Source organism: Microbacterium sp. ZW T2_14, assembly GCF_044987405.1.
In the GTDB taxonomy this organism is placed as follows: domain Bacteria; phylum Actinomycetota; class Actinomycetes; order Actinomycetales; family Microbacteriaceae; genus Microbacterium.
Genome location: NZ_JBJDRK010000042.1, coordinates 15,764 through 29,717, shown reverse-complemented (window position 1 = coordinate 29,717; position 13,954 = coordinate 15,764). Strand labels below are relative to the sequence as shown.

Annotated in this window: 17 protein-coding genes; 2 read left to right on the top strand and 15 right to left on the bottom strand. The window is 70.1% G+C overall.

Annotated elements, in window-relative coordinates:
* Positions 1-39: 39 nt before the first annotated feature.
* The 6 genes from ACI3KY_RS14415 to rpsB all read right to left on the bottom strand — a co-directional run bounded on the left by ACI3KY_RS14415 (position 40) and on the right by rpsB (position 4,959).
* A complete protein-coding gene (locus tag ACI3KY_RS14415) occupies positions 40-603 on the bottom strand; it encodes a DivIVA domain-containing protein (RefSeq protein WP_404930846.1) in 564 nt (187 codons plus the stop codon).
* Positions 600-1,643 (bottom strand): phosphatidate cytidylyltransferase, encoded by a 1,044-nt coding sequence (locus ACI3KY_RS14410; protein WP_404930845.1) that lies wholly within the window; start codon positions 1,641-1,643, stop codon positions 600-602. The genes ACI3KY_RS14415 and ACI3KY_RS14410 overlap by 4 nt, the downstream gene beginning before the upstream one ends.
* Positions 1,644-1,652: 9 nt before the next feature.
* Entirely contained in the window at positions 1,653-2,207 is a 555-nt protein-coding gene (gene frr / locus ACI3KY_RS14405) for a ribosome recycling factor (protein WP_404930844.1), read from the bottom strand.
* Between the two features lie 52 nt (positions 2,208-2,259).
* On the bottom strand, positions 2,260-2,979 hold the full coding sequence (gene pyrH, locus ACI3KY_RS14400) for a UMP kinase (protein WP_194415218.1): 720 nt from the start codon (positions 2,977-2,979) through the stop codon (positions 2,260-2,262).
* A 103-nt stretch (positions 2,980-3,082) separates the two neighbouring features.
* On the bottom strand, positions 3,083-3,910 hold the full coding sequence (gene tsf / locus ACI3KY_RS14395) for a translation elongation factor Ts (RefSeq protein WP_404930843.1): 828 nt from the start codon (positions 3,908-3,910) through the stop codon (positions 3,083-3,085).
* An 86-nt stretch (positions 3,911-3,996) separates the two neighbouring features.
* Positions 3,997-4,959, bottom strand: coding sequence for a 30S ribosomal protein S2 (rpsB, locus tag ACI3KY_RS14390; RefSeq protein WP_404930842.1), 963 nt, complete (start codon positions 4,957-4,959; stop codon positions 3,997-3,999).
* A gap of 337 nt (positions 4,960-5,296) precedes the next feature.
* On the opposite strand from rpsB, the gene ACI3KY_RS14385 reads away from it, so the two are divergent.
* Positions 5,297-5,884 carry a murein hydrolase activator EnvC family protein gene (locus ACI3KY_RS14385; protein ID WP_404930841.1) on the top strand — a complete coding sequence of 196 codons (588 nt, stop codon included), beginning with the start codon at positions 5,297-5,299 and terminating at the stop codon, positions 5,882-5,884.
* A gap of 9 nt (positions 5,885-5,893) precedes the next feature.
* On the opposite strand, the gene ACI3KY_RS14380 is transcribed toward ACI3KY_RS14385, so the two are convergent.
* The 9 genes from ACI3KY_RS14380 to ACI3KY_RS14340 form a co-directional block, all read right to left on the bottom strand.
* Positions 5,894-6,802, bottom strand: coding sequence for a tyrosine-type recombinase/integrase (locus tag ACI3KY_RS14380; RefSeq protein ID WP_404930840.1), 909 nt, complete (start codon positions 6,800-6,802; stop codon positions 5,894-5,896).
* Positions 6,803-6,907: 105 nt separating this feature from the next.
* The gene (gene dprA / locus ACI3KY_RS14375; RefSeq protein WP_404930839.1) at positions 6,908-8,095 is read right to left on the bottom strand and encodes a DNA-processing protein DprA; all 1,188 of its coding nucleotides are present in this window, start codon (positions 8,093-8,095) and stop codon (positions 6,908-6,910) included.
* Positions 8,092-9,615: a YifB family Mg chelatase-like AAA ATPase gene (locus tag ACI3KY_RS14370; protein WP_404930838.1), complete on the bottom strand. Its 1,524-nt coding sequence runs from the start codon at positions 9,613-9,615 to the stop codon at positions 8,092-8,094. The genes dprA and ACI3KY_RS14370 overlap by 4 nt, the downstream gene beginning before the upstream one ends.
* Positions 9,612-9,980, bottom strand: coding sequence for a YraN family protein (locus tag ACI3KY_RS14365; protein ID WP_404930837.1), 369 nt, complete (start codon positions 9,978-9,980; stop codon positions 9,612-9,614). The genes ACI3KY_RS14370 and ACI3KY_RS14365 overlap by 4 nt, the downstream gene beginning before the upstream one ends.
* 108 nt (positions 9,981-10,088) lie before the next feature.
* Positions 10,089-10,412, bottom strand: a complete 324-nt coding sequence (locus ACI3KY_RS14360; RefSeq protein WP_163617337.1) for a DUF2469 family protein — start codon at positions 10,410-10,412, stop codon at positions 10,089-10,091.
* 60 nt (positions 10,413-10,472) lie between these two features.
* Positions 10,473-11,132 carry a ribonuclease HII gene (locus ACI3KY_RS14355; protein ID WP_404930836.1) on the bottom strand — a complete coding sequence of 220 codons (660 nt, stop codon included), beginning with the start codon at positions 11,130-11,132 and terminating at the stop codon, positions 10,473-10,475.
* Entirely contained in the window at positions 11,129-11,905 is a 777-nt protein-coding gene (gene lepB / locus ACI3KY_RS14350; RefSeq protein WP_404930835.1) for a signal peptidase I, read from the bottom strand. Before lepB ends, ACI3KY_RS14355 begins: the two co-directional genes overlap by 4 nt.
* A gap of 136 nt (positions 11,906-12,041) precedes the next feature.
* Positions 12,042-12,386: a 50S ribosomal protein L19 gene (rplS, locus tag ACI3KY_RS14345; protein ID WP_163617534.1), complete on the bottom strand. Its 345-nt coding sequence runs from the start codon at positions 12,384-12,386 to the stop codon at positions 12,042-12,044.
* Positions 12,387-12,554: 168 nt separating this feature from the next.
* Entirely contained in the window at positions 12,555-13,049 is a 495-nt protein-coding gene (locus tag ACI3KY_RS14340; protein ID WP_404930834.1) for an MFS transporter permease, read from the bottom strand.
* A 121-nt stretch (positions 13,050-13,170) separates the two neighbouring features.
* On the opposite strand from ACI3KY_RS14340, the gene map reads away from it, so the two are divergent.
* Positions 13,171-13,953 (top strand): type I methionyl aminopeptidase, encoded by a 783-nt coding sequence (map, locus tag ACI3KY_RS14335; protein WP_404930833.1) that lies wholly within the window; start codon positions 13,171-13,173, stop codon positions 13,951-13,953.
* Position 13,954: the final 1 nt, after the last annotated feature.

Here is a 13,954-nt window from a genome sequence, read left to right as displayed (position 1 = left end):
ATACCGGTACGACGACGTGCCATCGGAGGCCCGCGCGTCTCACTTGACGGCGAGCATCACCTCGACGACGGCATCGAGCACGGCGTCGACCTGGGTCTCGCGATAGCCTCCGCGCTGCATGCGGAAGGCGACCGCGCGCACCTGCTCGACGGTGACGGCATCCCCGGACTCGAGGAAGCGCGCGAGCTTGTCGCTGACCAGATCGACCTCCGCGACGCGGTAGCCGTACCGCAGCCGCGACACGCGATCGAAGCGGTGGCCCGTCGGGCGCGAGAGGCGGTCGAGCACCTCCTGTGCGAGCTCGCGGGTGTGGCCGACCCAGGCACGCGCACCGACGACGGCCATCGCGGAGGACCGTTCACGTGCCGCGAACGCGTCCTCGATCCTGCCCAGGGCGGCGTCGACCGATGCGATCGCGTAGCCGTGCCGCACCAGGGGGAACGCGGCCTGGCGGATGTCGGCCGACGTCAGCTGCTCGCTGCCCTGCTCGAACGATGCGCGGGCCCGAGCCAGGAACTCGTCGACGGGCTGCTTGTCGTAGCCCTTCTCGCGACCTCGTACTTCGGGGAACGAGGTGCGCGACGTCGTCTCGGATGCCGTCATGATGCCACCAGCGGAGTGAAGAGGTAGTAGAGGGTCAGCGCTGCCACAACGGACAGCAGGATCGAATCCAGCCGATCCAGGACGCCACCGTGGCCCGGCAGCCAGGAGCTCATGTCTTTGATGCCGAGATCGCGCTTGATCATGGATTCGCCGAGATCGCCGACCGTCGCGGTGGCCAGGATCAGGATGCCGAAGACCGCTCCCATCCACCAATCGAGGCCGAGCATGAACAGGCCGACGAGCACACCGGCGACCGTGGCTGCCAGCGCGGCGCCCGCGAATCCCTCCCAGGTCTTCTTCGGACTGATGCGCGGTGCCATCGGGTGCTTGCCGAACGAGATGCCGGCCACGTATGCGCCGGTGTCCACAGCCACCGCGACGATGATGAAGGACAGCACCCACCACTCGCCGCCGTCCTTGCTCAGCAGCACCAGGCACAGGCTGGCCAGGAACGCGACATACAGCTGCAGGAAGGCGGCGAGCAGGACGTCACCGAGCACCTGGGCGTACGTGCGCCCGTCATGGGACGCCATCTGGGCGACCAGGCGCCAGACCACCAGGAAGGCGAGGGCGACGAACAGCACCACCCAGTGCAGCCACCCGTCCGCGAAGTAGGCCGACAGCACGACCGCCGTGCCGACGAGGAGCTGCGGGACGAGGTCGACGCGGCGACCGCTCGCGATCAGGGCGCGGCCGAATTCGAAGATCGCGAGCAGTGCCGCGGCCAGGGCGAACGGGACGAAGGCCCATTTCACGAAGATCAACGAGCCGAGCAGCGCCACGCCGATGGCGAGCCCGATGAGGGTCGCCACGATGAGATCGCGTCCGGTGCGCTCCTTGATGCGCTCGTTCGCCTCCTCGAAGTCCGCCCTCGCCTGCGCGACCTGGCTCTCGAGCTCGCTGCGGGCGGCCCGAAGATGCGCCTGCAGCGCCGGCTCGCTGTCGTGAGCCTCTGCCGCGCGACGCACGTCGCCCGCCTCGCGCCGCGTCTGCGGAGAGGCGGGCTCGTCACCGCGCGGCGGGTCCGATGAGTCGGTCATGGCTGGACCTCAGACCTCGAGGAGCTCGGCCTCTTTGCGCTTGAGCGCCTCGTCGATCGCGTCGACGTGGGCACGCGTGAGCGCGTCGAGCTCCTTCTCGGCGCGGCCGAGCTCGTCCTCGCCGACCTCGCCCTTCAGCGCGTCGATGTCGTCCTTCGCCTTCCGGCGGATGCCGCGCACGTGGACCTTGGCGTCTTCGCCCTTGCCGCGCGTGAGCTTCACGTACTCCTTGCGGCGCTCCTCGGTGAGCTCCGGCATCGTGACGCGCACGAGGTTGCCGTCGTTCGTCGGGTTCACCCCGAGGTTCGGGATGTCGCGGATGGCCTGCTCGATCGCCTTCAGCGCCGACTTGTCGTACGGCGTGATGATGAGGGTGCGCGCCTCGGGGTTGTTGATCGACGCGAGCTGCGCGAGCGGCGTCGGGCTGCCGTAGTAGTCGACGAGGACCTTCTGGAACAGCTGGGGGTTCGCGCGTCCGGTGCGCACCGACGCGAAGTCCTCCTTCGCAGCCTCGACAGCGCGGTCCATGCGCACTCCGGCATCGGCCAAGACGTCCGCGATCACAGTGTCTCCTTCAGGTAGGTGGGGCTGGTCAAGTGTATCGGCGGCGACGTGTTCACGCCGTGACGAGCGTGCCGATGGGCTCGCCCAGAAGCGCCCTCGTCACATTGCCCGCCGGTTCCATGCCGAACACCCTCATGTCCATGCGGTTGTCCATGCAGAGGCTGAACGCCGTCGAGTCGACGACCTTGAGCCCGCGCTGGAGCGCGTCGAGGTAGGTGATGCGATCGATCATCGTGGCCGAGGCATCCTTCTTCGGATCCGCCGTGTACACGCCGTCGACGCCGTTCTTCGCGACGAGGACCTCCTGCGCGTCGATCTCGAGGGCACGCTGCGCGGCGACGGTGTCGGTCGAGAAGTACGGGAGGCCGGCGCCCGCGCCGAAGATGACGACGCGCCCCTTCTCCATGTGGCGCTCGGCGCGGCGCGGGATGTAGGGCTCGGCCACCTGCGTCATCGAGATCGCGGACTGCACACGCGTGGCCGCTCCGGCCTGCTCGAGGAAGTCCTGGAGGGCGAGGGCGTTCATCACGGTGCCGAGCATGCCCATGTAGTCGGCGCGACCGCGGTCCATGCCGCGCTGGCTCAGCTCGGCGCCGCGGAAGAAGTTGCCGCCGCCGACGACGACGGCGATCTCGACCCGGTCCACCGCCGCAGCGATCTCCCGTGCCATCTGGCTGACCACGTCGGGGTTGACACCCAGCTGGCCGCCGCCGAACGCCTCGCCGGACAGTTTCAGAAGGACGCGACGGCGCCCGGTGTTCTCGTTGATCACTGTGGTCCTCTCGCTGACGACAAACTATCCGGCAATCGGCAACCTACCGAAGGGCATGAGAAAAGGCCCGCATCGGAGTGCCGATGCGGGCCTTCTCATTGGATCAGGCGCCGACCTTGTAGCGGGCGAAGCCCGTGAGCGTCAGACCGGCGTTCTTCGCGACCTGCGCGACCGACTGCTTGTTGTCCTTCGCGTAGTCCTGGTCGAGCAGCGAGACCTGCTTGAAGAACGCGTTGACGCGCCCTTCGACGATCTTCGGCAGGGCAGCCTCGGGCTTGCCCTCGTTGCGCGAGATCTCGGTGACGATCTCGCGCTCCTTGTCGACATCCGCCTCCGGAACCTCGTCGCGCGACAGGTACGACGGGTTGGCGAACGAGATGTGCTGCGCAATGCTGCGCGCCGTCTCGGCGTCGTCTCCCGAGTAGGCGAGCACGACACCGACCTGCGGCGGCAGGTCCTTGCTGGTCTTGTGGAGGTAGATCTCGAAGTGGTCGCCCGAGAGCGTGCTCACGCGGCGCAGCTCGACCTTCTCGCCGATGATGGCGGCCTCGTCCGAGATGAGCTCGGCGACCGTCTGTGCGCCGGCGGGCGCTGCGAGCGCCGCCTCGGCAGAGTCGGCGTGGACCGCGGCGGCGGCGTCGAGCACCTTGTCGGCGAGGGCGATGAAGCGCTCGTTCTTCGCGACGAAGTCGGTCTCGGTGTTGAGCTCGATGATCGTGACCTGACCTTCGACCTCCTTGGCCGCGACCAGTCCCTCGCTCGTGGAGCGGTCGGCGCGCTTGGCGTTGCCCTTCGCGCCCTTCAGGCGCAGGATCTCGACGGCCTTCTCGAGGTCGCCGTCGGCCTCCTCGAGCGCCTTCTTGGTGTCGACCATGCCGGTTCCGAGCTGCTCGCGCAGCGCCTTGATGTCGGCGATCGTGAAGTTTGCCATGGGTGGCGGCTCCTAGATTGTGAGAGTTCAGTGGGATGCCTCGGCGGAGTCGTCCGCAGACGACTCCGCCGGGCGGAAGGATGCGATTACGCGTCAGCCTTGTCGGCCTCGGCCGCGAGCTCCTCGGCGACGGCCTCGTCCACGACGGCCTCGGCCGCGAGCTCCTCGGCGACGACCTCGACCGCGACGGCGTCCGCGACGTCGCCCTCGGCAGCGAGCTCCTCGGCGACGGCCTCGGCCACGACGGCCTCGGAGGCCAGCTCGACGGCGTCGCCGTCAGCGGCGGTGGCGCCCTGCTCGAGCAGCTCGCGCTCCCAGTCGGCGAGCGGCTCCGCGTCGGCGGTCTCGTCGGTCGGCTGGTGGCGCTGGATCAGGCCCTCGGCGGCGGCGTCGGCGATGATGCGGGTGAGCAGGCCCACCGAGCGGATCGCGTCGTCGTTGCCGGGGATCGGGTACTGGAACTCGTCCGGGTCGGCGTTGGTGTCGAGGATGCCGATCACGGGGATGCCGAGCTTGGACGCCTCGTTGACGGCCAGGTGCTCGCGCTTGGCGTCGACGACCCAGATGGCCGACGGGGTCTTCTGGAGGTTGCGGATGCCGCCGAGCGACTTGTGCAGCTTGTCGAGCTCACGCTTCTTGAGGAGAAGCTCCTTCTTGGTGAAACCGCTCTCAGCCGGGTTCTCGAAGTCGAGCTCCTCGAGCTCCTTCATGCGCGCGAGACGCTTCGACACCGTCGAGAAGTTGGTGAGCAGACCGCCGAGCCAGCGCTGGTTGACGTAGGGCTGGCCCACGCGGGTCGCCTGCTCGGCGATGACTTCCTGCGCCTGCTTCTTGGTGCCGACGAACAGCACGGTGCCGCCGTGGGCGACCGTCTCCTTGACGAACTCGTACGCCTTGTCGATGTACGTCAGCGACTGCTGCAGGTCGATGATGTGGATGCCGCTGCGCTCCGTGAGGATGAAGCGCTTGACCTTCGGGTTCCACCGGCGGGTCTGGTGTCCGAAGTGCACGCCGCTGTCGAGCAGCTGGCGAATGGTGACGACGGCCATGGCCGTTCTCCTGTTCCGGCGCGTGTGCGCCTGTTGCGGTTCGTTCTCGCGCCGGTATGGAGCCGGCGAGCCTGGTGCCCGGCACATTCCCACCCCGCGCCCGCTCGTGAGCGTTCGCAGGGACCGTAGGGAGTGGATGCCGCGCCGCGACCCCTCGTGGAACTCAGGGTGTGCGGCGCTCTGGGCACGCGGAGTCACTCCGACATGCGGAGTGCGCAACCAGTGTATCAGCAGGCGGCCGGGCCGCCCCTCCTCCCCCGTGCGCGTGGGCAGCGGGTTCTCCACCGCCCTCAGGCGAGCCGCGCTGCAGATGTGCCTGGTGCGGGAGGTTCGGCTCATGACACCTCCCGCAAGCATCCACGGCCGGCCTGTGCGCGCGGCCGCCGCGCTGGCGTCGGCGCTGTTCCTCGCCGTCGCGCCCTGGTCGGCGCAGGGGGCGGAGGGCGCCGGTCGCGCGGATCCTGCGCCGCCCGCCGTCACGCACAGCCGGGCGGCCGACAGCGGGACGGCGTCGCTGATGCAGAGCTGGCTGTGGCCGGTGCGTTCGTTCCGCCTGGAGCGTCCATTCGTCGCACCGCCGCACGAGTACGGCGCCGGACATCGGGGAATCGACCTGGGCGTGCGAGGCGAGGATCTCCTCCGGGCGCCCGCCGACGGGGTGGTCGCCTTCTCGGGACGCGTGGCAGGACGCGGGGTCCTGACGATCGATCACGGCGGAGGGCTCGTCTCGACCCTCGAGCCGATCGAGTCCGGCCTCGCCGTCGGCACCGTCCTCGCGGCCGGCGCCGACATCGGGCGGCTGTCGATCGGCGGGCACACGACGCCGGGCACGCTGCACCTCGGCGTGCGTCTGGACGGCCGCTACATCAACCCGCTCCTGCTGCTCGGCGGCGTTCCCCGGGCGGTGCTGCTCCCCTGCTGCTGAGCCCGCGACTCACGCGCGGGGGTGCGCGAGACGGTAGGAGGCGGCCAGTCGCTCGCTCGAGACATGGGTGTAGATCTGCGTCGTGCCGAGACTCGCGTGGCCGAGGATCTCCTGGACGGCGCGGAGGTCGGCGCCACCGTCGAGCAGGTGCGTCGCTGCGGAATGACGCAGTGCGTGGGGTCCGACCTGGGCACCGAGCGCGGGCCCGAGCTCCCGCGAGACCAGGTCGTAGACGGCTCGTGGGCCGATGCGTCCGCCTCGGGCGCCGAGGAACAGTGCCGATGCGGAGGCCGCGGCATCCGCCCGGCGCGCCAGCAGCGCGGGGCGGCCGCGCACCAGGTAGGCCTCGACGGCGCGCTGAGCCGGGAGCCCGAACGGGACCACCCGCTCCTTGGAGCCCTTGCCCAGCACGCGGGCGGTGCGGCGATCGTGGTCGAGGTCGTCGACGTCCAGCCCGCACAGCTCCGACACCCGCACCGCCGCGCCGTAGAGCAGCTCGAGCATCGCGTGGTCGCGGAGGGCGAGCGGATCGCCCTCCGCCGCGGCGGACCCGAGACGCCCGAGCACGCTGTCCATCACGTCGGCCGTCGCCACCTTCGGCAGCGTGCGGCCGCGCTTGGGGGACACCAGCCGCAGGCTGGGATCGGTCGGCACGAGTCCGCTCTCGGCGGCCCAGGCGAAGAAGCCTCGGGCAGCCGCCGTTCTGCGGGCGATCGTGGCGCGACTGTCCCCTCGCTGCACCGCCTGCCACAGCCACTCGCGGAGGTTGTCCAGGTCGACGACGTCGAGGTCGATGTCGCCGCAGGCGAGGGTCAGATCGGTGAGGTCGGATCGGTAGGCGCGCACGGTCGCCGGTGACAGCCGGCGCACCTCCGCGAGGTGGCGCAGATACGCCTCAGCCCCCTCGTTGATCTCCACGGGTCCAGCTTGCTCCCGCCCACGCTGCGTCCCGGTGCGACGCACCGCGGGCGACGCGCCTCGGGCGCCGAGCCGAACCGGACGGCCCGGACGGCCGGACGGCCGTCAACCCGCCGCGGTCCGCAGCCGCCAGCCTTCCGCGCCGGTCTCGACCGATCCGTCGAGCCGCAGCAGCCCGAGGATGGCCTCCACCGCGTCGGCGGCCATCCCGGCACGGCGCGCGATATCTGTGGACTCACGCCACGATCGGGTACTCATCGCATCCTGCACGCGCGTCGCCTCGCCGGTGCGGCCGGCATCGACGCCGGTCACGGCATCCGTTCGCGGGGTGAGTCCCAGCAGCTCCCGGACGTCGTCCGCGCTCGTGATGCACTGCGCACCGTACTCGCGGATCAGCCGATGCGTACCCGCGGAGGTGGCGGAGGTGATGGGCCCTGGGACGGCTCCGAGCGGGCGCGACAGCGCGGCCGCGTGGCCGGCTGTGTTGAGCGAGCCGCTGCGCCATCCCGCTTCGACCACGACGGTGGCGGCCGACAGCGCCGCGATCAGCCGATTGCGCTGGAGGAAGCGCCACTTCGTGGGCGCCGAGCCGCACGGCACTTCGCTGGCGATGATCCCGCTCTGCGCGATGTCGTCGATCAGCTGGGTATGACCCGCCGGATAGGAGCGGTCGGCCCCGCCGGCGAGCAGTGCGGCGGTGAGTCCGCCCGTGGCCAGTGTCGCGCGGTGCGCCGCGCCGTCGATCCCATAGGCCCCGCCCGACACGACGGCGATGCCTTCCGATGCCAGGTCGGCCGCCAGTTCCATCGCCACGTGGTCGCCGTACCGCGAGGCGGCGCGCGCGCCGACGATCGCCACGGATGCCTCGAACCGGCGCAGCGCCCTGACGTCGCCGCGCACCCACAGACACAGCGGTGCATGAGGGCCGAGATCATCGAGCTGGCCGGGCCAGGACGGATCGCTTCGGGTGACCAGCGCGACGCCGCGCGCCGCGGCTGTCGCGAGTGAGGCGGCGACCGCGCGTGCCGACAGCCGCGGCAGCCATCGCTTGCGTGCCTCTGCGAGCTCCCGCGCCGTGACCTCCGGCAGTGGACCGCCCGCCAGCACCGCTTCGAGTCCTGCCACGGGACCTCGAGCCGCGATGATCCGACCAGCCACCGAATCGCCGGGCTCGATCAGCTGGCACCACACCGCGATCGCATACCGCTCGCGCGCGGCTTCAGGCGACTGCTCCCCGTGCATCGACGCCAGCGCACCGAGCGCGACGTCGGCGCTGAGATCGAAGCCGTTCACAGTGCGAGTCCCTTCTTGAGGTAGAGGGCGCGACCGATGTGCTCGGCGCTCAGCTGCGCACGCCCTTCGATGTCGGCGATGGTCCACGCCACGCGCAGTACCCGGTCATATCCGCGCAGCGTCAGCGCGCCGCGGTTCAAGGCGGCGTCGAGAGGCCGCCGAACCACCGGCATCGGAGCAGCCGGCCCCTCGCGCAGCCATGTCCCCGGCACATCGGCGTTCACGCGCCAGGGGGTGCCCGACAGGCGATGTCGGGCGCGTGCCCGGGCGTCGGCGACGCGCTCGCGCGCGGCGGCGGTGGAGATCGTCGGTCCGCTGTCCCGCTGGGCGACCGACACCCGGCTCAGGGTGAGCTCGATGTCCATGCGGTCCAGGAGCGGCCCCGAGAGCCGGCCCAGGTAGCGCCGGATGGCTGCGGGCGGACAGGTGCAGGTGCCGCCCCGGATCCCGTAGTCCCCGCACGGACAGGGGTTCGTCGCCAGCACCAGCTGGAAGCGGGCCGGATACTGCGCCTGGGCACCCGACCGGTGGATCGTGATGGAACCCGACTCCAGCGGCTGCCGCAGGGCGTCGAGCGCGCTCGCGGCGAACTCCCCTGCCTCATCGAGGAACAGCACTCCCTCGCTCGCGCGAGCGATCGCTCCGGGTCGGATGAAGCGCGTCCCTCCGCCCACGAGCGCCGCGATGCTCGCGCTGTGGTGCGGCGCCTCGAACGGCGGCGTCCGGGAGAGCTCGACCACGCGGGAGCCGGCGAGGCTGCGGATGGAGGCGCTCGCGAGCGCGGCCCCGTCGTCGAGCTCGGGAAGGATGCCCGGCAGCCGGCGGGCCAGCATGGTCTTCCCCGCTCCGGGCGGTCCGCACATCAGCAGGTGATGCCCGCCCGCCGCCGCCACGATGAGCGCGTCGACGGCGTCCCGCTGGCCGATGACCTCCGCGAGGTCCAGCGGTGGCTCGGACTCCCGCTCGTCGTCGGCCAGGGCGACGGGTTCTTCGTCGACGACCTCCACGTCTCCGCCGTGCCACGCGACCACCTGCGCGAGATTGACAGCGGCGAGCACGTCCATTCCGCCGACCAGCGCGGCCTCCGCTCCGTTGGCGTGCGGCACGACGACGCGGCGATGCCCGGCGCGACGGGCGGCGACCACGGCGGGCAGCACCCCGGGCACGGGACGAAGGCGGCCATCGAGACCGAGCTCGCCGATGTGCACCGCGGAAGCGACGGACGAAGGATCCATCGACGACTCGGTCGCCAGCGAGGCCACGGCGATCGCGACGTCGAAACCCGAGCCCTGCTTCGGAAGGCTGGCCGGCGACAGATTCACCGTCAGACGCCGTCGCGGCAGCGGCGTGCCGCTGTTGGCGCACGCGTTGTGCACCCGCTGCACGGCCTCGCCGAGTGCCTTGTCGGGAAGCCCGATGATCCGGAACTCCGGCGTCTGCTGTGAGAGGTCGGCCTCGACCTCGACGCATTCGCCCTCCGCTCCCACCAGCGCGACAGCCCAGGTGCGCGCGACGCTCACGGCACCTCCACGTCGACGAGGTGCTCCAGCCGCGCGGTCTCCGGCTCGGCGCCGGTCAGGCCGATGGCGTCGATCCGCAGGCGGCGGCCCTGCAGCACGTCGCGGTGCTCGCTGGCCCACGCGACTCCGAGTCGCCAGAGCCGCACGCGCTTGCGTGCGTCGATCGCTTCGAACGGGTGCCCGAACTCCTCACCTCTGCGGGTCTTCACCTCGACCACGACCACGGAGGCGCGGTCGGCGACGATCAGATCCAGCTCGCCGTCGCGGCACCGCCAGTTGCGATCGAGGACGGTGAATCCCTGTTCCTCGAAGTAGTGCGCCGCACGGTCTTCGCCCGCGCGGCCGAGCACGTCTTTATCTGCCATTCCGGCATCGTTGCGCGGCTCGGCGTTTCGACGGCCGCGGATGCGCGGCATCCGTTCAGAACTCGCGAGGAGTCCCGCGATCGGCGCGGTTGGGGAGGAAGCGCGGGCTCAGGTGTCGAGCGACAGCTCTTCCGGGAGGTGGAAGTCGCGACGCGACAGCTCTTCGACGTTGACGTCCTTGAACGTGAGCACCCGCACCGCCTTCACGAAGCGGTCGGCACGATAGATGTCCCAGACCCAGACATCCGTCATCGAGATCTCGAAGTAGAAGTCGTGCTCGGTGTCGCGTCGCACGACGTTCACCTCGTTCGCGAGGTAGAAGCGCCGCTCCGTCTCGATCACGTACTGGAACTGCGAGACGACATCGCGGTACTCGCGGTACAGCGCCAGCTCGAGCTCGCGGTCGTAGTCTTCGAAGACCTCGTCATCCATGGTGGTTCCATCCTATGGGCGCGGACGCGCGCGGCGATCCGGGTCCGCGCGTGGCGAACGCTAGAAGAGCGTGGGTGCGTCGGCGATCGACCACGACGCGCGGTGGTGGCGGCTGATGCCGTGCGCCCGGATGGCTTCGCGATGGTCGGGGCTGGCATAGCCCTTGTTGCGGGCCCAGTTGTACGCGGGCAGCTCCTCGTGGAGCTCGGTCATCAGGCCGTCGCGCGCGACCTTGGCGATGACGGATGCCGCCGCCGCAGACGCGCAGTCCCGATCGGCCTTGATGACCGGCCGCACGTTCAGGGTCCAGGCGCCGGCCGGGCGGATGTAGTCGTAGTTGCCGTCGAGGATCACGATCGCCTCCTCCGCCGCAACGCCCTGCGCCCGCAGGTCGGCGATCGCGCGGACGGCGGCGAGGCCGAGCGCACGCATGATGCCGACCTCGTCGATCTCCTCGGAGCTCGCCCAGCCCACCGCGCTCGCGGCGACCCAGGAGGCCGCCCGCGCCGCGACATCCGCGCGACGCGGTTCGGGGACGAGTTTCGAGTCGCGGAGCCCTGCGGGGATGCGCTTGCGCGAGCGCGGCGCGTCGACGACCGCCGCGCCGACGGCGACCGGACCTGCCAGCGCGCCTCTGCCCACCTCGTCGCACGCGATCACGAGCGTGTGCTCCCGCAGGAGCCGGCGCTCGAGAGTGAGACGAGGCTCGGCGACCGTCACTTCGAGCCGCCCTCCGGCTCCGGCGCGGGCACCCCGGCGAAAACGTCGTGATGGAAGTCGAGGAAGCCGAACCTGTCGAAGGGCCAGGTCACGAGGAACGCACGCCCGACCAGGTTGTCGATCGGCACGAAGCCCTTGCCGGGCTGGTCGGTGTTGTACCGCGAGTCCTTGGAGCGGTAGCGGTTGTCGCCCAGCACCCACAGGCTGCCCTCTGGCACGACGATGTCGAACGGATCCCCCGATGCCGCCGACTCGCCTGCCGGCAGCTTGATATAGCCGCCCTCGTCGATGGGGACGTCGTTGACGCTGATCTGACCGATCGCGTTGCAGCACACCACGTGGTCGCCCGGCAGTCCGACGATGCGCTTGACGAGGTGGTCATCGCTGTCGGGCGCAGCAAGCCCGACGAGGGACAGCACCCACTCCACGCCCTCGATGATCGGGGGACGGGCGGGCTCGGTGCTCGGCGGCAGCCAGCCGCCGGGGTCCTGGAAGACGACGATGTCGCCGCGCTCGTACCCGCCGAAACGCGGAGTGATCTCATCGACGAGGATGCGGTCCTTGACGTGGAGCGTGTCTTCCATCGAGCCGGAGGGGATGTAGAAGGATCTGACGAGGAACGTCTTCACCACGAGCGACACGAGGACGGCGATCAGGATGATCACGATCACGTCGCGGAGGAACACGAGCCAGCCCCGACGACGCGGCTGAATGGTCGCCTCAGGCTGGGGCCCGGGCGCCGGCTCGGCAGGAGCCGACTTCTCGGTCGTCATGGAGTTCCTTCGCGGATGCCGTCGGTCGCGGCGACCCGCCTTCAAGGGTCGCACATTCCAGCCCGCGCGGAGAACGCACGAAGCCCCGGACGCCAGAGCGTCCGGGGCTTCGAGAAAGCGCTGAGGGCAGCGTGCGTCAGCCGCGCTTCTCCTTGATCTTGGCCTTCTTGCCACGGAGGTTGCGCAGGTAGTACAGCTTCGCGCGGCGCACGTCGCCGCGGGTGACGACCTCGATGTGGTCGATGACCGGGGAGTGCACCGGGAAGGTGCGCTCGACGCCGACCTGGAAGCTGATCTTGCGGACCGTGAAGGTCTCGCGCACGCCGTCGCCGGAGCGGCCGATGACGACACCCTGGAAGACCTGGATGCGCGAGCGGTTGCCCTCGGTGATGTTGACGTGCACCTTCACGGTGTCGCCGGCGTTGAAGTCGGGGATGTCGGAGCGGAGTGAAGCCGCGTCGACGGCGTCGAGGATCTGCATGATCGTCTCTCTCTGCGGCCGCCACAGGTCGACCGCGGGAAGTAAGGTGAAGGACTCGGTGTGCCGCAGGCCTCCGGCGTGACGCCGTTCAGCTGATTCCCCTGAGGCAGAACCTGTCAGGGCACAAACATCCATTCTGCCATGGATGCCGCACCCGGCCAAAACGTGTCAGCTCGCAGGCGGCGTCTGCTTCTCGTTGATGATGATGACCTCGCGTTCCCCGACCTCGGGCTCCCCCGCCTGTGCCGGGATGTAGGCGACGCCCTCCGACGTATGCAGGACGACTCGCGAGGGCCGTGCCTCGCTCCAGAGCTGCCACAGCTCGAGCCAGAACAGCGCGACGCCGGCCAGGATCGTGAGGACCATCACAGGAGCCCACCATGCCTCGGCGAAGAAGCCGAGCGAGATCACGAGCAGGTGCCACACGGTGAAGCCCAGGACGTCCCACCACGAGACGGCGCGATGGGCCCGGACGGTCCCGCGCGCCCGCACCAGGAGCGTGAGGATCAGCTGCCAGATGAATACGCCGGGAATCGCGAGGAACAGCACCCAGAGGAACGCCCAGCCGCCGGCATTGAAGACGGCCCATCCCACGAAGAGCCACAGCGGCAGCAGGAAGGCGGCCGGAATGAGCCAGCCGAAGAACGCGCGACGCAGCCACATGCCTCCGATGCTACGCCGCCACCGCGCGTCGTGGCGCGGTTCCGCGTGGCACGGAGCATCCTCCCAGCCCGGTCGTGGCGAGTCCGACAGAATGGAGAAGGAGTGAGAGGAAGTTCCACACATGATCGAGTTGCGCACCCCTGCCGAGATCGAGGCGATGAAGCCCGCCGGGCGATTCGTCGCCGAGACGCTCGCGACGCTGCGCGACGAGACCAAGGTGGGCACGAACCTCCTCACGATCGACCGTCGCGCACACGAGCTGATCCGCCGTGCCGGTGCAGAGTCCTGCTACATCGACTACCACCCGTCCTTCGGCGCCAGCCCGTTCGGCAAGGTCATCTGCACCTCCGTCAACGACGCCGTGCTCCACGGCCTCCCCTTCGACTACACGCTTCGGGACGGCGATCTGGTGTCGCTCGACTTCGCGGTGTCGATCGACGGCTGGGTCGCCGATTCCGCCGTCTCCTTCGTCGTCGGCACACCGCGCGATGAGGATCTCGCGCTGATCGACACCACCGAGCGGGCGCTGGCTGCGGCGATCGCAGCGGCGACGGTCGGCAATCGGATCGGCGACATCTCGGCGGCGATCGCCGCGGTCGCCCATGGCGACGGGTACTCGATCAACACCGATTTCGGCGGGCACGGCGTCGGCCGGGAGATGCACGGCGACCCGCACGTCGCCAACGACGGCAAGGCCGGACGCGGGTACCCGCTGCGGGCCGGCCTCGTCCTCGCCCTCGAGCCGTGGTTCCTGCAGACGACCGACGAACTCATCACCGACCCGGACGGCTGGACCCTGCGCTCGGCCGACGGCTCCCGAGGGGCCCACTCCGAGCACACCGTGGCGATCACCGAGGACGGGCCGATCGTGCTCTCCGACCGCTCGTGGCTCGGCGTCCGCTGAG

Bases quoted from the DNA above. Each gene is read 5' to 3' on its own strand.
- ACI3KY_RS14415 (WP_404930846.1), bottom strand. From the start codon at position 603: ATGACGGCATCCGAGACGACGTCGCGCACCTCGTTCCCCGAAGTACGA.
- ACI3KY_RS14410 (WP_404930845.1), bottom strand. From the start codon at position 1,643: ATGACCGACTCATCGGACCCGCCGCGCGGTGACGAGCCCGCCTCTCCG.
- tsf (WP_404930843.1), bottom strand. From the start codon at position 3,910: ATGGCAAACTTCACGATCGCCGACATCAAGGCGCTGCGCGAGCAGCTC.
- rpsB (WP_404930842.1), bottom strand. From the start codon at position 4,959: ATGGCCGTCGTCACCATTCGCCAGCTGCTCGACAGCGGCGTGCACTTC.
- ACI3KY_RS14385 (WP_404930841.1), top strand. From the start codon at position 5,297: ATGACACCTCCCGCAAGCATCCACGGCCGGCCTGTGCGCGCGGCCGCC.
- ACI3KY_RS14365 (WP_404930837.1), bottom strand. From the start codon at position 9,980: ATGGCAGATAAAGACGTGCTCGGCCGCGCGGGCGAAGACCGTGCGGCG.
- ACI3KY_RS14360 (WP_163617337.1), bottom strand. From the start codon at position 10,412: ATGGATGACGAGGTCTTCGAAGACTACGACCGCGAGCTCGAGCTGGCG.
- lepB (WP_404930835.1), bottom strand. From the start codon at position 11,905: ATGACGACCGAGAAGTCGGCTCCTGCCGAGCCGGCGCCCGGGCCCCAG.
- rplS (WP_163617534.1), bottom strand. From the start codon at position 12,386: ATGCAGATCCTCGACGCCGTCGACGCGGCTTCACTCCGCTCCGACATC.
- ACI3KY_RS14340 (WP_404930834.1), bottom strand. From the start codon at position 13,049: ATGTGGCTGCGTCGCGCGTTCTTCGGCTGGCTCATTCCGGCCGCCTTC.
- map (WP_404930833.1), top strand. From the start codon at position 13,171: ATGATCGAGTTGCGCACCCCTGCCGAGATCGAGGCGATGAAGCCCGCC.